Raw genomic sequence first — 19,656 nt, 5'->3', positions numbered from 1 at the left:
TGTGATTACTCCTCAGATCGTGGGAATGTGATAACAAACGAATCCACATATTCTGACGATATCATTCTCATGATTCTATTCGCCTCTCTGAATTCGGAGAACGCTCCGACCAAAACCCGGTTGTACTCACCCGCTCTTTGGATAACCACCATTTCCATCGGATTGTTGATCTCATTCTGTAACATCTCTATGAGATTTTCTCGAATAGACTCTGCACTTTCCTGATTTCTGAAGGAGAAAACCTGTACATAGTGGCCCGCCTCAGGTTGCTCGGTAAACATTTGTGCCCTTCGCTCAGCTTCTGCCTGAGCCTTTTCCTGTGCTATTCTGCGCTCTTCGCGCCAATTGTCTGCAAAAATTCTGGCCTCTTCCCTTGCCTGCATCATGGCGTCTTCAGCTCGTTCAACTCTTTCACGAAGCCGCTCTTCCATCTGCTCTTTTTCTATGAGCTGTTCCGGATCCGGTTCTTGAACAGCTTCCGGTACCGGCTCCGCTTCAATCTGAGGTTCATCTTCCCGGACGGGTTCTTCCACTATCCTATCTCGTGCCGGTGGCCATGAAATATGCTTCTGACCGCTCGAACCAAAATTAAATCGTAAACCGGCATTAACAGCTGCAAACTGATCGGAGCTGCCCTCTCCCGAAAATCCATCCAGCAAATCACTTCCGGCAGCATTATAGCTGTATTGAACAAACAGGTCGGCACCTTTGAAAAGATAAAAATTGAGACCTGCACCACCTGAGATCATAAGAGATAAATCCTCTGAGTCGAGGTCTACAGATTCGAGCTTGCTGCGAAGCATCCCCATTCCTACAGAAAAGTAGGGATTAATAAATCTGGAGTTGAGATTAAACAAACCGTTCATGTTGCTAACCCCTCTCACGTTTACATAGAAAAAATCATTCGTGAAAGCAGGGTCAAAGTCATACTGATTTTTGAATTCACCAAATTGAACGGCAGTTTCAATTGACCATGCAGGATTGAAAGCATACTGAAAACTCCCACCGTAAACAGGCTGACGAAAAGAAGGTACGTTGAAATTACCGGCTAATTGACCAATCATTCCATCTCCACCGGAGCCATAGGTAACTCCATAGTTTAAAGTAAAACTGACTTTTTTGGCATTATCTTCCTGAGCCTGTAAAGTCAGAGGCACTGATATGGTGAGAAGAATGGCTAAGGTTAAGGCAAAGCTGCGGATAATAATTTTTGAAATCATAACTCCCCGTTTAATGGTTTATATTACCTGTAGATGTAAATCAAACAACGCTATACCACTATCAGTGATAATAATAAATTTTGATCGAATAACAGATTCATTTGTCCAATTTATTCAGTCGTACAGCAAATAAGGCGTTCTCTTTGTTTTGAACTCATCTGTATTAAAATCCAAGGTTAATGGATCCAGCTCTCCCGAAATCACCTTGTCAATCTCACGTGTCCCGGCAAGATTATAGAGAAAGTTGTTGATCTCAACGTCGGGAGTTGCATTTACCAAGGTTGCAAATAATTCAAGACCCATTCTTACTGGATCAAAATCAAACCCATTCACTTTCACCTGAATACCAAAACTTTCTAAATCCATATGCTTCGGGGTTGCAGCTGCCCCGGGTATAGAACGCGGCGTAAATGTCAGCGAATTGACCTGAAGCTGATCAGTAATCTCATTTAAGGCTCGAATGGAATCGGCGGGCAGATTTGTATTTGGATCGCCTAAAATCAGGAATGGCTGATCGGTGCCGCGCCCTTCGCTCATACTTGTACCTTCAAAAAAGACTGTACCCGGATAGAGATAAGCCTGCTCAAACGTAGCCAGATTAGGTGATGGTGCGACCCAATTCAGTCCGGTCTCCGGCCATAACATATCACGGTTCCATCCCTCCATTTCGATGACTCTCAGGTCAGGTGGATTGGCAAAATCCATCCACTCCTCTCCTGCAATCATTTGCGCCATCTCTCCCATTGTTAAACCGTGAGCGACAGGTATCGGATATGGCCCGACAAACGACTTAAACTCCTCTTCAAGAACCCATCCGCTCACATACTCTCCTCCTAACGGATTAGGCCGATCGAGAACCCAAACCGGAATATCTGACTCAGAAGCCGCTTCCATCACTAACCCCAATGTGGCGATGTACGTATAAAACCGGGCTCCCACATCCTGCATATCAAACAGTAGCAAATCTACTTCATTCAGCATCTCAGCGGTTGGTTTCCGGGTTGAGCCGTAGAGAGAAAAAACCGGCAAACCGGTCTCCTGATCGATCCCATCTTCGATAATTTCCCCTGCTCCCGCTTCTCCCCTGAAACCGTGCTCCGGAGCGTAGAGAGCCTGAACATTTACACCCCTCGCCATCAGCGTATCCAGCATATGGGTTTCGCCGATTCTGGAAGTTGGGTTCATCACCAAACCAACTCGTTTTCCGTCCAGTTCATCCAAATAGTTCTCAACCAACAACTCAGCACCGGTTCGAACGGTTTCAAGTTCGACGGATTCTTCCGTATCACAAGAAAACAGAGTGAAGAAGAGAGTTATAGAAAATAGTGTAGAGATCAGTCTGCTCATTAACATGGGATATGGTTTGGTTTTGTTCTTAGCCTGAGTTCAGTGAAAAAATTTCCATTTAGATGTTCGAAAGTCCCCTCATTTTCAAGGAGGGGATTTAGGGGTGGTTCAATTGGTGGATTTAGCACATTAAAGACATAAATCCCAAATCTACCACCCCTTGCCCCTTACTAGGAGGGCAATGCAATAAAAAGCAATTAAAATTGAACTCAGAATTAACGCGTTACCAATTGATTAAAATTAAAATCCCCTTCAAGGGGAAAACGATCCGACAGCTGTCGGGAGAGTAAGGGATGACGATGGGTATCGATTTCATCCAAATATTTGATAAATGGCTTGAATCAGTACTCATCATCCCCATTGCCCCCTTCAAAGGGGACACTCTAAAAACAACCTCAACCGGTAAACGCGTTCAGATACTTAATAAAATGCCAATCCTGCCACTATTTTGCAGATTTTCTTTCTGAAATAAAAAAGGGCGAAGTTTTCACTTCACCCTTTCAAAATCTGCTTAACAAAAAATTAAGCCTGGTTTGCCACAACTTCTGATTCAGCAAAAAAGTAAGCCGCTTCAATTTTTCCGTTTTCAACAGAGTCAGAACCGTGTACGATGTTCTCGCCTACACTGTCGGCAAAATCTGCACGAATGGTTCCCTCTTCAGCTTCTTCGGGGTTTGTTGCGCCAATGAATTTTCTGAAATCTTCAATCGCGTTCTCTTTTTCAAGAATCATCGGTACGCAAGCGCCGCTGCTCATAAACTCAACAAGTTCCCCGAAAAACGGACGCTCTTTGTGAACCGCGTAGAATCCGCCGGCTGTCTCTTTGGTTAAACGGGTCATTTTCATTGCAACGATTTTAAATCCTGCTTCCTGAATACGACGTGTAACTTCGCCTATCAAATTCTTGCGTACACAGTCGGGTTTCAGGATTGTCAAAGTTCTTTCTACTGCCATTATTTTGATCTTTTTTGTAACAATTGTCGGTTTTAGTTCTCCTTTTACTACACGCAAAGATACGGGATACTTATAAAAATCACGATTAATTCTGAGGGTACTAACTAACCAATGATTGACTACGATTTCTCTCATAGCTGGCAAGTAGAAAGCAGCTCAACCCCTGAGCAGCTTTGGCCTATTCTATCCGATACCAATCGGCTGTTCAGAGATTTGGGAGAGTTACCTGTAGAGCAAACCAACCTCACACACAATAGCAGAAAAGGATATCGTGAACTCACGTACGAACCTCTTCACAGGACAGATATGTGGGAGGAGGAACCTTACCAGTGGGAAAAACCGTATCACCTGAGCGTGAAAAGGAATTACAAATCGGGTTACTTAAAAGATCTGTTGATCTCTGTAGACATCAGCCCGATTGAGAGCGGAAGTGTTGTTACATTTCGTTTTCGTGGAGAAACACGTCGCCTTACCGGTTACATGTATATAAAATGGAGATTTAACGGCCGATTTAAATTCCGGCTCCGCAAGCTCATACAAGCATACGATCAATCCATTTCTGAAAATTGCATTCCAAAAAGTAAAAAGCATCGTTTCACCATCTCAAACCCTAGACGATGGGATCATTTTACGGATCGCTTGAGCGAGATTAGCAGGGAACGGGAAATTTCGTCACTGCTGATTAAAACAATTCAAACAGGTAATGAATCGGATCTCAAGCAGTTAAATCCGCAAAAGTTAGCACTTCTCTGGGACAAGCCGCTCTCTTCTGTTCTGCGTGTCATGCTCTTTGCATCAAAACTGGACATTCTGAATTTCAGCTGGAATATTCTCTGTTCGCACTGCAGAACCAATGTAAAAAACATAAAGAAACTGAAAGAGATTACCGACCCGGTCTACTGTTCTCACTGTGAAGAAGATTTCAACGTCGATTTCCATCAGGGATTGGAGTTAACATTTCAGCCGCATCCGCTGGTTCGTAAAATTCCTAAAAAGACTTACTGTTTTGGTAATCCGGCAGATCAATATCATCTTGACCTGAACATAACCCTGAACCCGGGGCAGAAACGATTTGTAAAAATCAATCTGAGTGAGGGCGTATACAGAATCTACTCAGATAAAAGTGAAGAAGTTATTCAGGCCGAGGTTGATGAAAACGGACTCAGCAACGCCACGATTCACTTCAGGGAAGGTCGATCGTTGATGGATAAGGTCTATCTATCCACAACACCCAATCTGATCATCCACAACCAGACGGATGAGGTGATGATGATACGGTGTGAAAACGTAAGCAAAGAGAAATTCACCGTTTCTGCTGCAGAGGTGAGCTCCTGGCAGCTCTTCAGAAATCTTTTTCCGGAAGAGCTTATTCGGGATAAAAAGAAACTGAACGCTGAAAATCTGACCATCTTATTCACAGACCTCTACAACTCTTCCGATCTGTACCGTAAAGACGGAGACGAATCAGCGATCGGGGTTGTAATGAATCATTTTGATGTGCTGGAAGAAGCCATTATTGAGGAGCGGGGTTCCGTTGTAAAAACTATTGGCGATTCCGTGATGGCCATTTTCCCGAAACCTGCCAACGCTGTTAGGGCATTTTACAAAGCCGATCAGATATTTAAAGAAAACACCGATCACGACCCTCCTATCGAGCTGAAAGGCGGTATTCATAAAGGCGACTGTATGGCCGTTACATTAAATAACAGAATTGACTATTTCGGCAACACCGTGAACCTGGCTTCAAGACTGGTTGATTTTGCGGGTGGCTCAGAAGTTGTAATTTCATCCGAAGCGTACAACTGCCCGGAACTGAGAGATTATGTGAGAAACAGAGAGCATTCACTTAAAAAACATTTCCGCGAAGTGACATTTAAAGGGTTTGAAAACGAATCGTTTGAAATCTTACAGATGTCTCACAAAGAAAGTCCGCTCCGCCTAGTCGTATAGCTAAAGCCGCTACCTCCCCCTTCCTTTTTGAAGATTCCCGAAGTTTACGCTTCATACTTGCCCCACAAATGATATATTTATGAAAGAACTGAATGCTTTCATTACTATAGAATTGACAAACCACTTATGACAAAAGAAGATAAAGTTAAGAAACCCCACCCCAGTATCGCATCACATACCGCCCCGATGGGCGAGAAAAAACGAATTGGCCTGGTTGCGCACGATTTTCGCAAACGCGACCTGATTGACTGGGCTGATTATAACCGTGATATCCTGATGGAGCACGAGTTGTTTGGCACAGGTACTACAGGAGGACTTCTTGCAGATAAGCTTGATCTGCCGGTCCACCGGTTTATGAGCGGACCCCTTGGTGGTGATCTTCAGATTGGCGCATCCATCGCAGAAAGTAAATTGGATATTCTGATCTTTTTCTGGGACCCACTGATGGCGCAACCTCACGATGTTGATGTGAAAGCACTTCTCCGTATATCGATTGTATACAATATCGCACTGGCTTGTGATCGCACTTCAGCCGATTTTTTGATTACATCGGATCTGTTGAATAAAAAATACGACCGCTTTCTGGTTGATTACGGAGACAGGCTGAAGAGTTTGAAAGTGGATGAGTAGAAGAGTTTAAATTCGAAATCCCAAATACCAAACTCCAAATGTTAGAAGTTCACTTCTGTGTCTAAAATGAATTTTCTATAGTTGTCAGCTTTCATAACAATTAAAAGAATAGGGTTTTATCAACTCAGAGATGAAGTAATAAACTCAAAAGCGGTGTGCCCGGCCACGTATAGGGCCAAACAAAATACGGCCATAAACAGGGAAAATGAGATATGTTTGGCAGCACCATGATCGGGCCTTCCTTTTAGCGACGCTTGTAAGCCAAAGCAGAACGCTGCAAATAGTCCAAACAGGCCGGACGTTGTAATGGTCAAAAATGAAAGTTCCAATATTACTCTACCGGCTTCCGTAATGTAAAAAACAGACATCGTTATAACAGAAACCATACTGGTCCAGAATGCGATATCTTCGAGTTTGATCCTGAAATCCGTCGCCTTAGTGTTCATTTTTTAGACTGTTTTTGTCTTTCATTTTTCGATAAAAGTGTACCATGGGAATAGTTACCGCAGCAAATAGTGATCCCAGAAAATTGTAAAGGGCAATCTCCAACGAATTAACTATTGATAAGATAATGAAGATGATTGCAGTCGCTAAAACCGACCAAGTCAAGATTGAAACGATTAGATCTGTCTTCATATAGTTAATATTATTAGCTCCATGTAGCTCAGTGTGTCTTCCATAATAAAGAATCCCGGTGATTCAATTCAATCTCCTTAAAACGGAAAAATAAAGCAATTCAATTGAAAAAGTGGTTATGGAATAGGTTGGCACCCTAACGGTTTGGCGTTTTCGCGCCGGGCTACCAGCTTGAAGTAAGATAAAAACCTAAACCGGTCTGCCCCGACACTCGGGAAAACGTATTGTTATGTAGCGATGACATCCTTTGGTTTGGCAGTGCGTTCAGGAAACGAACGAAGGATTTGCTTGTCCATGGTTATCAGTTTGGTATCCAGATCTTCTGCAAGACTGATAAATTCACAGTCGTAGGAGGAACAATCAGATTGATTTGCAAGATTATAGACTTGAATTGAGTTCACATGAAATTCTCGTTCTTTCATCTGATTTTCTGCTTTTTCAGTTATTTGCATGGCTTCCGGCAGATCAATAAGTTTTTTCCTCATATAAAGAATGACAACGTTCCTGAACTCACTTTTCCACAGAACAGGAGCAACCCACTCCGGATCCCATTTAAATAGTTGTTCACAGAGTTCGGTATGATCTGATGACAACCAAAAATGGGCGAGAATGTTTGTATCAACAACAATCATGGCTATTCTTCCGAAGCTTCAGTGTAGGCAGGTCTGCCTTGATCAATGGCATCCTGGATCTCTTCGGCAGACAAGCTTCCTCTGACTTTTTTTCTCATCATCCGAGCTTGACGAAGAATCTCGTCAGGAGAAACACGTTTTGGCTCGACAGTCTGCTCCAAACAGGCAATAATTTCACTATTCATGCTGCGATGTTGGGCCTGAGCCTGTTGCTTTAGTTTGTTGTAAATAGAATCAGGTATATTTTTGACTGTAATACTTGGCATAGTCTTAAGTTTCGTTTTGGTGTAACTATGAAACTAATATAAGAAAGGAAATATTGCAAGGTGTAGCCACATAACGCCCTAGCGTATGACTGGCGCGGAGATTTTGAGTTAATAAATGGCTAAAAATTTAAAACAAGCAACTCAAGAAAACAACGGTACGTCCGCGTCCTCAGTTAGTTATACACATGCTTATAGCTTAAGTGTAGAACATATATATAATTACAACAACAGCTGAGAAAGAGTGCAGGGAAGTTGATAGCCAGAACTTAGAAATACTTTCTGTTTTAGCCACCCAACCATTTGTAGTAAGTCTTTTTTGGTAAATGAGATGCATGATGGCTAAAATCGCAAGAGCACCTGCTAAAAAACCGATGAAAAAATCTCCCATTTTAATTTCTCATTTATTAAGAGTTAATGTGTATAACATATTATGTATAAACTTACCTCTTCTCAATAAATACAGCAACTTCGCCTTTTCTTTTTCTTTTGTGCGAGTTAAAGGTGTCATATTCAATAATATATTTCATAAAAAAATATATTGAACATTCCGGCCTCTCGCGCTCCCCTCTCTTTATGCTCATTTAGGGCTAAATCCTCTTGTTCCTAATCCGTCACCATTTGATCCTGAAAGTGCCCTGCCTTACTATCTAACTAACTTTTATTGTCTCATATCTATTTTCAATTCCCAAGTTGTTCTATTCAATCATCTCTATTTTATAGCCGTGTTCAACCCATCATCAAGTTGGCGAAGACCGATCAAATAATCAGCACTTTGACTTAAGATATGAACATCAGATGTCAGATTGCTCTCTCCTAATACAGTCCCCTAATTATCCAAACACACAACCTTATCATCGGATCTTAACTCTGTTTAGGCCCCGTAACACAATCTTTCCTGATCTCCTGATACCCATTTGTAATATGGAAAATAGTCGTGCAACCAATCACGATTTTCCAATTTATTTTGGACCCCGATTAAGGTAAGTCTGGAAGATCGATCCGTCGATAAATATCTCAATACTTCTTCAATATCATCATCCGTAGAAATTCCTAATTCACTTGGAAATATTTTTTGCAATCATCTTCAGATATAGAAAATTTTTCCTAAGATGTTTCTATTTAGAATGGTTTACCTTCGAAATTATTGATATTAAATTTCTTAAAAATTTTGGTAGCCAGACTAATTGTAAAATAGAAACTACCCTGCAAGCACAATGAAATTTTGTCGGCCAAAGGCCATGGATGAAACACTAAATCCCCCGTTAGATTGATTGATAAACATCTCATTCATTTTGTTATCAAATGCAAAGTACTTCTCCCCGTTTCCGGTAATTGAAATCAATTCATAAGTGGACTTCAACTCTTCATTTATATTTCGATTGTTGAATGCATGTCTGAATTCAACCAAAAACAGTCCGGTATCAAGCAGCCACATGCGAACTGGACTGCCATTTGTGGATCGGGGTATTTGAAATGTTTGATATTTTTCAGGATTAGTTCTTTGAAAGGCATTGATTCGCCCGGAAGGACCACTATCCATTCCAAAAACAAGAGAGTCGGTAAGTTCTATAGACATTAAATTTCTAAAATCTCCGGGGCCTCTCCCGCCCCGTCCAAATTCATTTTTTAGCTCGCCATCAATATTATAAACTTGAATTTTAGCTAAATCATTAATGGCAACCGCAATAAAACCATCTTCTGTTACATCAAGATCGGTAATAAACGTACCCTGCAATTGATCCGGATGAATTTCAGTAATCTTTTAAAAATTAATCTGCTGAGCCGAAATAGCAGCCGTTTTGAGCAATAAACAGATAAATATGATTAAATAAATGTTCTTTTTCATAAATAATAAACTCAATTATTACTGAAATTTAGCCATTAGTTTATGCTGATTCCATGATATTCCAGAGTGCGATATCTTCGGGTTTGATCCGATGTTTAATTGTTTCTCTAATGATTCTTCAGCTTACTTTTGTCTTTCATTTATCGATAAAAGTGTAACATGGGAATAGTTACCGCAGCAAATAGTGATCCCAGAAAATTGTAAAGTGCAATCTCCAACAAATTAACTATTGATAAAATAATGAAGATGATTGTAGTCGCTTAAACCGACCAAGTCAAAATTGAAGCGATGAGTTCTGTTTTCATATAGTTAATATAATTAGCTCCATGTAGCTCAGTGTGTGTTCCACAATAAAGAATCATGATAATTCTTTTCAATTTTATTAAAAACGAAAGAGATAGCAATTATTTTTAACCAACTTGTTTTGAATTAGGGTGGCACCCTAACGGTTTGGTGCATCTGCAGCCGGGCGATCAAGGTATTTTTTCAACTGAGAACTTGAACAGGTTAGCAGGAAGCAATGGTTATGCACTTTCCAGTTAGAACAGATCTATTTTTATGCCAATGCCAAATTCAAGTCCGGTGCCGTGCAAGGAATTTTCTCTTTTATAAAATTTGTGCTCAATTGTACCACCTCCTGACAGTGTTTCTGTTCTCTCCAACATGCGAATACTATTATGCATAATGCGGTAGCCGGTTTGGAGAAAAATAGAAAAAGGCTCAGTTATTTTTATTTCTGAGGATAAAAAAAGGTTCAAAGACCCGTGCGAATCATCGGGGCAGGATTCATCCACATCAAAAATGGTATTCATAATAGAGCGAAACGATATACGGCAGGTTCTGTCTGCCATTTTATAGTTCATAACCCCAAGACCAGGTGTTAAAGAAAACCGATCAGAGAGCGGAATGACATATCCCGCTGAAAGGCCAGCCGAATACGAAACTGAGCGATGATATCCTCTTGCGTAATGAAAGGAATACCTCAATCGGGTATCATCCATATCGTAAAAAGAAAGCTGAAAACTATACGCTGAGCTTGGAGTATATTCAGCCTCATGAATACGAAATTCAGGGAAAAAGCCGCTATTTATGCTAAGCACTATTCTTGAATCTTCCTGTGCGTAAACATCAGCGGAAATCCCAGCGGTGAATGCTATTAGGAATACAATCTTTTTCACAGTTTTTAAAAATTAAACTGTAGGGTCAAAATAAGTCCGTCATAAGTCTGATTTGGTTGATCGGTAAGAGCAACTGCATATCCGGCACCCAGCGTCCAGGTAAATGAGGGTGTAAAAGCAATATTCACGTCGAATCCAAACCTTGGGCCAAAAACAAACCCATCCTGATGACCCGATAAATAATTTGTTCGAGTTGGGGGCATTTCTTTGTTTCCTGCAAAAGCAAATAGCCCAGCGTATGGCAGAAATGTTATTTTATTTGAAACATCAATCGGATAATAACCCGTAGTAAAACCACTTAACGTAAAGGCTTTTGGTGAGGCAGCTTCGGATGTTGAGAGATTAAATGCCCGGTAAAGGCGTATTTCATTTCGCCACATGAAAGAGGGAGTATGAGTTGTATATCCGGCAGTCAAGCCGATATTTATCAATGAAAAATCAAATGCCTCATCTGAAAAATACTCTGCATGTAACATAATATCCAAATTCTCATCCAGCCGATAACCAATCCAGGGGCCAATGAGTAATTCAAAGTTTCCAGTACCACCCTGAGCTGAGAATGTAGGTAAACCGGTAAAAACCCCTTTCTGTTGCTTATAGACCGTTTGACTGTGCGCTTCTTGTGTAATTACCATAGTAAGTAGTGCAAATGAAATCAGAAGCCATGGTTTATATAATGTACTTTTTCTAATCATGATGGAATACGATGCTTTTGATGAATATGAATGATTTATTTGCTGAATATCTGAATGGGTTATAGATGAATTATTGTGATGTACAGAAATATGATCTCGTAAAGATAAACTCCTTACACAAAATTTTTAAATACTTTTTTAGTGAGGAATTTTATGGTATAAACTACATTAATTAAAAGTGCATAACTATTCTTGATGAATTACCCATTTTTAAAAAATAAAACAACTTCAGCTTTTCTGATTTCTTGGGAGCGATTTCAAGATGTAAAGTTCAATAATACAGTTCACAAAAAATATATTGAACATTCCGGCCTCTCGCACTCCCCTCTCTTTATGCTCCTTTCATTTTCCGTATATTTAAACTTCATCTTCATTCAAATAAATTCCTTGCTTTATGAACCGCCTTGCACACGAAAAATCTCCCTACCTCCTTCAGCATGCCGAGAATCCTGTGGACTGGTACCCGTGGGGAGAAGAGGCGTTCGAGAAAGCCAAAAAGGAGAATAAGCCGGTTTTTCTCTCTATCGGGTATGCCACCTGCCACTGGTGTCATGTGATGGCGCATGAGAGTTTTGAGGATGAGGAGGTCGCTAAGCTGATGAATGATGCGTTTATCAACATCAAGGTGGATCGTGAGGAGCGGCCCGATATCGACAATACCTACATGACCGTCTGCCAGATGCTGACCGGTCAGGGCGGGTGGCCGCTAACCATCATCATGACGCCGGACAAAGAGCCCTTTTTTGCCGCTACCTATCTGCCAAAAAGTTCAATGCAGGGGCGTATCGGGATGCTGGACCTGGTACCGCAGATCAAAAATGCATGGCAGAATGATCAAAAACGTATCAATGATGCCGTGCAAAGAATTAAGGAGGGCTTTTCGAAAAGTCTTCAGCTGGGTCAGTCAAAGCAGGCACTGCCCGGGCAGATCACGCAGGAAGCTTTTCAAAATTTAAAAGACCGGTTCGATCCGGACTATGGCGGATTTGGCGGTTCACCCAAGTTTCCCTCCCCTCACAATCTTCTCTTTTTAGCTGATTATGCCCGGATTCATGAAAGTGATCAAGCCAAAGAGATGGTTCATAAAACTCTGCTGCAGATGAGGCTTGGCGGACTTTGGGATCACATCGGCAAAGGATTTCACCGCTACTCTACCGACCGGGAATGGCTCCTCCCACACTTCGAAAAAATGCTCTACGATCAAGCCACGCTGTTGATGGCCTACGCCGAAGGGTGGAAACTAACCGGGGAATCACTTTTCAAAGAGACGGCACTCGATATTGTGACTTATGTAGAATCCCAACTGCAGTCGCCTGAGGGACTCTTCTACTCAGCCGAAGATGCCGACAGTGAAGGTGAAGAGGGAAAGTTTTATGTCTGGAGCAGAGAAGAGATTGATTCAATCTTAAGTAATGAAGAATCAGAACTCTTTTGTACTCACTATAATATTCGCGCAGAAGGAAATTTTCTGGATGAGTCCACCCGGCAGCGAACCGGTAAGAATATCCCACACCTGTCTCACTCGTTGTCTGATGCAGAGGAGGAAAAGCTAGCCGAAATTCGCCAAAAGTTGAATAAAAAACGGGAAAAGCGAATTCGCCCACAATTGGACGATAAAATCTTAACCGACTGGAACGGACTGATGATTGCCGCGCTGGCCAAAGCGGGAGTATTGCTGCAAAATCAGAAGCTGATTCAAAAAGCAGAAACTGCATTCAATCAACTCCTTAAGCTTTGCAAAACCGACTCCTCAACCCTGCTCCATCGTATCAAAGACGGTGAAGCTGCCATTGAAGGGATGGCGGACGATTACGCGTTTCTGATCCGCGGAGCGCTTGAGCTTTACAACGCCACATTTAATCCCGATTACCTTTCTGAAGCGGTCGAACTTCAAAGAACGTTCACAGAGCACTTCGCCGATCAGACTCACGGCGGATTTTACTACACGGCAGAAAATGCCGAAGAGCTTCTTGGCCGGCAAAAGGAGATTTACGACGGAGCGATTCCATCATCCAACTCTGTGGCAGTTTTGAACGGATATCAACTTTCGCGGCTGACCGGTGAAACAGAATTTGAACAGCAGAGTGATAAGATAATAACAGCGTTTTCTGATCAGATCTCCGACGCGCCGGCCGGCTATACGTATGCGCTCTATGCTCATCAACTGATGCAGCAGCCATCTCATGAGATTGTCATTACCGCAAAAACAATTAATGAGCAAACCAATGAATTGATAGAAACGGCCAGGTCAAGCTCAGGGCCAGGTTCAGTCATTCTAGTCAAAACTGCCAACCAAAGTGAACTTCTCTCTTCTATAGCTCCCTTTACTGAATCTTATCCGGTAGTAGAAAAACCCGCGGTTTACGTCTGCAGTAATTTCTCCTGTCAGGCACCGGTTTATAATGCAGAATCTCTGATAAAATTACTCCAAAATTAAAGGTTCACTCTTGCAGAATTAGTCTTATTTTCACCGATATTGGATCTATAAAAACTACCATTTGAATCAAAAAATCTATCATGACTAATATTGAACAGGGATCAATCTCCTATTCTGTAGCAGATAATATTGGAACCGTTGAATTTCATCACCCGAAAGGAAACTCTTTACCGAGTGCTCTTCTCAAAGAGTTAGCCGATACCATTGAGCTGGCCGGCAAAAATGAAGAGGTGAAATTAATTGTTATTCGCAGTAAAGGGGACGGAGCTTTCTGCGCGGGCGCATCATTCGATGAACTTTTGGCCATTGATAATTTTGTAGACGGCAAGAAGTTCTTTATGGGATTTGCCCACGTTCTGAACGCCATGAGAACCTGTCCTAAGCTAATCATCGTTCGTGTTCAAGGGAAAACTGTTGGCGGCGGGATCGGAATCGCCGCGGCAGCAGATTACTGTCTTGCACACAGAGATGCTTCGATCAAACTGAGTGAACTGGCGCTGGGTATCGGCCCTTTTGTGGTAGGTCCTGCTGTAAATCGAAAGCTGGGCACCGCTGCATTCTCATCTCTGGCACTGGACGCGCGTAACTGGTACACCTCCGATTGGGCTTACTCAAAAGGGCTATTCAATAAAGTTCTGAATACAACCGAAGAGCTGGATGAAGCCGTTCAGCAGCTCGCATCGGATCTGGCCTCAAGCAATCCGGAAGCAATGAAAGAGATGAAAGATATTCTCTGGCAAAGTACCGGGCACTGGCACGCTACTTTGGAGCAGCGAGCTGAAATCAGTGGCCGACTTGTGCTTTCTGATTTTACCCGGGAGTTTATTCAGGAGTTTAAGAAGAAGTAGGTTTTTCTCTCGTGGCACGCCTCCAAGTCGTGCCACGAGTGTTTTAAACTTTGCTAATCCTTTAAGGTTACTTAAATCTTGGGGTTTATTGTTTGAAACAGAGACATTCGAAAGCGGCGTAATACAAAATTTGTCAAATCGCCATTCCTCATACGCCGCCTTGATAAAACGAACTTTTGTCATCTCGACCGAGTGAAACGAGTGGAGAGATCTTGTCATCCTTCAATTCACTCTTCATGTAGGAATTTTTATTGAAACTCTAGTCATACCGCCTCAACTCTTCACATCCTCCGAACCCATTCCCTCTATTCGGCGGAGAATTTTTGCATAGCTTCACACTCCCGGGGTTGAAACCCCGGGCAATAGTTGGTCTGTCCTACAAAGGAAATGCTCATTATTCATACTCCATTAATCTCATTTCAAACGTCCTCCCTCTTTGTGAACGGAGTGAACAGAGAGGACTCATCTTTTGAACGCGACAGCGAAACAGAGGGTGAGTCAAAAGCGGCGTAATACAAAATTTGTCATATCGCAATTCCTTATACGCCGCAAGGATAAACCAAATCAATGTCATCTCGACCGAGTGAAGCGAGTGGAGAGATCTCTTCATCTTCCACTACTTCCCGCCTTCAAACCTTAGCCCTACTTTATGAATTTTTATTGAAAAAAATCTTTCATGGCACACATGAAATTTTTCTTCTATAACAATCCTTTACACACCCCTAAATCCCCTCTCAAGAGGGGACTTTTTCTCATCCTTCCAGATTCTTATCAATTTTCTCGTCCATCAGCACCGGGTTTTCGGTCATTTCATCCTTGGGCTCTTTCACCATAAACCAGCAGATAGCAGAGATGGCAACTGTTATGGAGCAGATCACCAGAAGCACCGTTTTGTTGTCAAATGTTTGAACCAGATCACCTACGGCAAAACTGGACACCAGCTGCGGAAGCACCACGGAGAGGTTAAAAAGCCCCATATAAAGCCCCATCTTATTCTGGGATATTTTCTGAGACATAATGGCAAACGGCAGGCTGATAATCGATGCCCAGCCAACGCCAACGATTGTCATAAGGATATATAAAACGTAGGGTGACTCTCCGAGAAAAACGATCGAAGCGTAACCGATTGACATCACTACGAGCGAGTAGGCGTGAGTTTTAACCCGGCCAAATTTATTTGCAAGCGGTTCAAGTGCCAGAACAGGTATGATCGCCGCGACAAGATTAAGCGAAAAGAAACTCCAGTTTACCACTTGCCCAACTTCTTCACCGCTAAATCCCGGCATTCTAAAATCTACGAACGCGAAGAAGTAGATAAACATACTCTGTGCTCCGATCCACGAAAACGAGTGAGCCGCCAGCACTTTTTGAAATCCAATTTTTCCGGCTTCCTCTTTACTCTTCCCTTCTTCACTCTTAAAGAGAGCCTGAGCAATAAGTAACAGAGACAGTCCGAGGGCAAAAATTTCAAACCAATAACCCGGGAACTCAAACCCGCTTAATCGTTTTATGATCGCATAAATACCGTAGATCAAAAATCCCCACAAGGGACGAATGCTTTTCAAAATTTCCGCCAGTGAAGCATCATTGATACTGCCGGGCACATCCTCATCCGCTGCCTCTTTTGCAATATCCTCTTCATCCTCGCCGTATCGTCCCAGATATTTCGGTTCCTTCACGAAAAACGGAGGAAGCACGGAAAAGAAGAAGACCAAACCTACACTGAAATAGATCAGAAAGATGTTGCCTAAAGTGGCTCCGATAAAGTAGGAAAGAACCCCGAACGTACCGGAGACAGTCTGCATCCATGTATAGCCTTTGGTCCGTTCCCGTCCCTCCGGTGTCACATCGGCAATGATCGACCGGGTTGGATTAAATGAGACATTAATGGAGAGATCGAGAATCATCGAAATCAGAATGGCAATACCCAGTATTGCTTCCAGACCAAGCGAGGCCTGAATCAGTCCCAGGTTTGGAAGTGCCAGAAGCATCAGGGAAGCAAGCGTACCGCCAACTACAATAAAAACACGCCTGCGCCCATTCCAGACCCAAACGTTGTCACTGATAATACCAATAATGACCTGACCCAGAATCCCCGCAATAGGTCCCGTGGCCCAAACCAGTCCAACATCCGAAATTTCCAGCCCGTATTGGTAGGTTAGAATCCAGCTGAGTGCGGCAATTTGTACGGAGAGGGCAAATCCCATCGCTGTGGCCGGAAGAGCAAGCAGGGCGTAAAAAGAGTTCGATAATCTCTTTTGAATATCAAGCATATACAATCATGAATTTTTATAGTCTGCAGAATATTTAATTCTTTAATTTTAATGAATCCATTACCTAATTCATAGACAGATTTCAGCTTCAGAGTTTACAAATTCATAAACTAATCCAATCTGACGGGCGCCGGAATAATCACTATATTTGTGCGCTCGATGATTTTACAAATTTCAACTCCTCTTCTCCCTATGAAATCAACCATTTCAGATCGTTTAAACTCTGCAGATGAACGCACCAAACTGCTCGAGAAAATTCCAACGTTTATTTTTGACGACAGTGAGTCAGCTTCTGTTGCCATAGCCCGTGAGATTGCCAATACTATTTCACTAAATGCCAAAAAAGGTGAGAAATGTGTTCTTGGGTTCGCAACAGGTTCAACTCCTGTCAGACTTTATGGTGAGCTGGTTCGACTACATCAAGAGGAGGATCTCAGTTTTCAGAATGTGGTTACTTTTAATCTGGATGAGTATTTCCCGATGCAGTCCGACTCCCTTCAGAGCTATGTGAGATTCATGCGCGAGCATCTTTTTGACCATATTGATATCCCGGAAGAGCAGATTCACATCCCTGACGGTACAATTGCCGAAGAGAGTGTCGAGGCTTACTGCGAACAGTATGAACAGAAAATTGAAGAAGCGGGTGGCATCGATATTCAGATTCTCGGAATTGGAAAAACGGGACATATTGGTTTCAATGAACCCGGATCGCGAAGGGATTCAAAAACCCGGCTGATTACTCTTGATAAAATCACACGGACTGATGCTGCAAGCAGCTTTTTTGGTGAAGAACACGTTCCACGCCGGGCGATTACAATGGGTGTGGGTACGATATTAAAAGCCGATCAAATCTTTTTGATGGCTTGGGGTGAAGGCAAGGCTCCTGTGATTCGGGAAGCTGTAGAGGGTGAAATTACCGAAACCGTACCCGCTACATACCTCCAGGACCATCCAAATGCTACAATTATTTTGGACAATGCCGCATCCGAAAAGCTGACACGGATCAAAACTCCATGGTTACTGACCAAATGCAGCTGGAACGATCCACTCATCCGCAGAGCGGTTGTCTGGCTCTGTCAAAAACTGGACAAAGCGATTCTTAAGTTGACCGACGAAGATTATAACGAGCATGGAATGGCCGATCTAATCACCCAAAAAGGACCTGCTTATAATATCAACATCAAGGTCTTTAATGAGCTGCAGCACACCATTACCGGATGGCCGGGTGGGAAACCGAAAGAAGATGATAAGTATCGTCCCGAGCGGGCTAAGCCGTTTCCCAAACGATGCCTGATTTTCAGTCCCCACCCCGACGATGATGTAATTTCCATGGGCGGTACCCTGATCCGGCTGGTTGATCACGGCCATGATGTACATGTAGCCTATCAAACATCCGGAAATATTGCCGTGTTCGATGATGAGGCGATTCGATTTGCAGATTTTGTGACCGACTATGCCGATATATTCGCTATGAAGGATAAGAAGGCCGATGCACTCCTGGATAGAATCAATGACTTCTTGAGGCAGAAACAGCCCGGAGAAGTGGACTCGCCTGAGATCAAAACAATCAAAGGGCTCATTCGGAAAGGCGAAGCTAAAGCGGCGGGGCGTTATTGTGGAGTACCCGATGAAAATATGCACTTTATGAATCTCCCCTTCTACGAGACCGGACGGGTTAAGAAGAAACCGCTCGGCCAAGAAGATATTGATCTGACGGTGGAGCTGCTTCGTAAGGTTAAGCCGCATCAGGTTTATGTTGCCGGCGATCTCTCTGATCCTCACGGAACGCACAGAGTCTGCCTGAAAGCTGTTTTTGAGGCGCTCAAGATTTGCAGCGAGGACGACTGGATCAACGATTGCTATGTGTGGATGTACCGCGGTGCATGGCAGGAGTGGGACGTAAATGAAATAGAGATGGCTGTACCGCTTAGCCCGATCGAGCTAAAACGAAAGCGCCGGGCGATATTTAAGCACCAATCACAAAAAGACCGCCCGCTATTTCCGGGAACCGACAGCCGTGAATTCTGGCAGCGATCTGAAGATCGAAACCGTGAGACAGCTAAAATCTATGACGATTTGGGTCTGGCCGAATATGAAGCTATCGAAGGTTTTGTTCGATACCATTTCTGACATCTTACAATCTGATAAGTCGACATAAAAAGTATCAGGCTGACATCGGCGCTATTTCAAGACTTAGATTACCGCAAATCTTTTCGGATCAATAGAAATTCCAAGCCTATATACTTTATGAAATGTTAAAGCCGGTAAGGAGTTACTTCTCCTTACTACCGAAGTATGGGCTTTAACCTTTTTTAGACAGAGGTTTTTCGGTGTGTGAGTCTCTGAACCGGGCGATATCCTTTCCACCTCTGCTCAATCCTCCAATAGCTCTGGGGTGAAAGACAACGATATTCTGATCGAAATGTAGTTTGAAATAATTTTTTAGAAATTGCATTATGTTCGTATTTATTTAAAAGGTGATTGACCTCAGCTTACAAGCTTCTTACTGCACAGAAGCTGTTTATCAATGATTTATTTCTATTTATAGAACCTTAGAATCTAACTCAATGATTCGTTATCGGTGACTATTTTCAGTAGATATTATCTATACACCCTATAACAGGCGATCGCAGGTCAGAAAAGCGCTTCATACCTTCAGTTAGCTTTTAAGCTCCATCAGAGAAAAGCGCTTTGTCTCCTCTTCTATTTGAACCTTTTTTATCGATTATTGCCAATTCTGTGCG

16 protein-coding genes are annotated in these 19,656 nt (G+C 42.6%); 5 read left to right on the top strand and 11 right to left on the bottom strand.

Features of this window, described 5'->3' with window-relative positions; genetic code table 11:
• Positions 1-5 precede the first annotated feature (5 nt).
• From U5K35_RS09555 to ndk, 3 genes are all read right to left on the bottom strand, one after another.
• Positions 6-1,220 (bottom strand): SPOR domain-containing protein, encoded by a 1,215-nt coding sequence (locus U5K35_RS09555; RefSeq protein WP_322571230.1) that lies wholly within the window; start codon positions 1,218-1,220, stop codon positions 6-8.
• A gap of 114 nt (positions 1,221-1,334) precedes the next feature.
• A complete protein-coding gene (locus U5K35_RS09550) occupies positions 1,335-2,567 on the bottom strand; it encodes a DUF1343 domain-containing protein (RefSeq protein ID WP_322571229.1) in 1,233 nt (410 codons plus the stop codon).
• 522 nt (positions 2,568-3,089) lie between these two features.
• The gene (gene ndk, locus U5K35_RS09545; protein ID WP_322571228.1) at positions 3,090-3,521 is read right to left on the bottom strand and encodes a nucleoside-diphosphate kinase; all 432 of its coding nucleotides are present in this window, start codon (positions 3,519-3,521) and stop codon (positions 3,090-3,092) included.
• 111 nt (positions 3,522-3,632) lie between these two features.
• Here ndk and U5K35_RS09540 point away from each other — a divergent pair, with 111 nt between their 5' ends.
• Positions 3,633-5,471 carry an adenylate/guanylate cyclase domain-containing protein gene (locus tag U5K35_RS09540; protein WP_322571227.1) on the top strand — a complete coding sequence of 613 codons (1,839 nt, stop codon included), beginning with the start codon at positions 3,633-3,635 and terminating at the stop codon, positions 5,469-5,471.
• A 186-nt stretch (positions 5,472-5,657) separates the two neighbouring features.
• Positions 5,658-6,101 carry a methylglyoxal synthase gene (locus tag U5K35_RS09535; RefSeq protein ID WP_416221622.1) on the top strand — a complete coding sequence of 148 codons (444 nt, stop codon included), beginning with the start codon at positions 5,658-5,660 and terminating at the stop codon, positions 6,099-6,101.
• A 119-nt stretch (positions 6,102-6,220) separates the two neighbouring features.
• Here U5K35_RS09535 and U5K35_RS09530 read toward each other — a convergent pair whose 3' ends face one another.
• The 7 genes from U5K35_RS09530 to U5K35_RS09500 form a co-directional block, all read right to left on the bottom strand.
• The gene (locus U5K35_RS09530; RefSeq protein WP_322571225.1) at positions 6,221-6,547 is read right to left on the bottom strand and encodes a hypothetical protein; all 327 of its coding nucleotides are present in this window, start codon (positions 6,545-6,547) and stop codon (positions 6,221-6,223) included.
• Between the two features lie 417 nt (positions 6,548-6,964).
• Entirely contained in the window at positions 6,965-7,369 is a 405-nt protein-coding gene (locus U5K35_RS09525) for a type II toxin-antitoxin system VapC family toxin (protein ID WP_322571224.1), read from the bottom strand.
• Positions 7,370-7,371: 2 nt separating this feature from the next.
• Positions 7,372-7,635, bottom strand: coding sequence for a FitA-like ribbon-helix-helix domain-containing protein (locus U5K35_RS09520; protein ID WP_322571223.1), 264 nt, complete (start codon positions 7,633-7,635; stop codon positions 7,372-7,374).
• Positions 7,636-7,831: 196 nt separating this feature from the next.
• A complete protein-coding gene (locus tag U5K35_RS09515; RefSeq protein ID WP_322571222.1) occupies positions 7,832-8,023 on the bottom strand; it encodes a hypothetical protein in 192 nt (63 codons plus the stop codon).
• A gap of 810 nt (positions 8,024-8,833) precedes the next feature.
• The gene (locus tag U5K35_RS09510) at positions 8,834-9,370 is read right to left on the bottom strand and encodes a hypothetical protein (RefSeq protein WP_322571221.1); all 537 of its coding nucleotides are present in this window, start codon (positions 9,368-9,370) and stop codon (positions 8,834-8,836) included.
• A 650-nt stretch (positions 9,371-10,020) separates the two neighbouring features.
• Positions 10,021-10,659, bottom strand: coding sequence for a hypothetical protein (locus U5K35_RS09505; RefSeq protein ID WP_322571220.1), 639 nt, complete (start codon positions 10,657-10,659; stop codon positions 10,021-10,023).
• A 5-nt stretch (positions 10,660-10,664) separates the two neighbouring features.
• Positions 10,665-11,354, bottom strand: coding sequence for a hypothetical protein (locus U5K35_RS09500; protein ID WP_322571219.1), 690 nt, complete (start codon positions 11,352-11,354; stop codon positions 10,665-10,667).
• A 394-nt stretch (positions 11,355-11,748) separates the two neighbouring features.
• Between U5K35_RS09500 and U5K35_RS09495 the strand changes: the two genes are divergently transcribed.
• A complete protein-coding gene (locus tag U5K35_RS09495) occupies positions 11,749-13,791 on the top strand; it encodes a thioredoxin domain-containing protein (protein WP_322571218.1) in 2,043 nt (680 codons plus the stop codon).
• Between the two features lie 80 nt (positions 13,792-13,871).
• Positions 13,872-14,639, top strand: a complete 768-nt coding sequence (locus tag U5K35_RS09490) for an enoyl-CoA hydratase/isomerase family protein (RefSeq protein ID WP_322571217.1) — start codon at positions 13,872-13,874, stop codon at positions 14,637-14,639.
• Positions 14,640-15,391: 752 nt separating this feature from the next.
• Here the strand turns inward: U5K35_RS09490 and U5K35_RS09485 are convergent.
• On the bottom strand, positions 15,392-16,912 hold the full coding sequence (locus U5K35_RS09485) for an MFS transporter (protein ID WP_322571216.1): 1,521 nt from the start codon (positions 16,910-16,912) through the stop codon (positions 15,392-15,394).
• 192 nt (positions 16,913-17,104) lie between these two features.
• Between U5K35_RS09485 and nagB the strand changes: the two genes are divergently transcribed.
• Positions 17,105-19,042 (top strand): glucosamine-6-phosphate deaminase, encoded by a 1,938-nt coding sequence (nagB, locus tag U5K35_RS09480; RefSeq protein WP_322571215.1) that lies wholly within the window; start codon positions 17,105-17,107, stop codon positions 19,040-19,042.
• Positions 19,043-19,656 lie beyond the last annotated feature (614 nt).

The sequence above is a fragment of the Rhodohalobacter sp. genome (genome assembly GCF_034521535.1).
Taxonomy (GTDB): domain Bacteria; phylum Bacteroidota; class Rhodothermia; order Balneolales; family Balneolaceae; genus Rhodohalobacter.
Note: the sequence above shows the minus strand (reverse complement) of the source record. Positions and strands in the feature narration are given on the sequence as shown.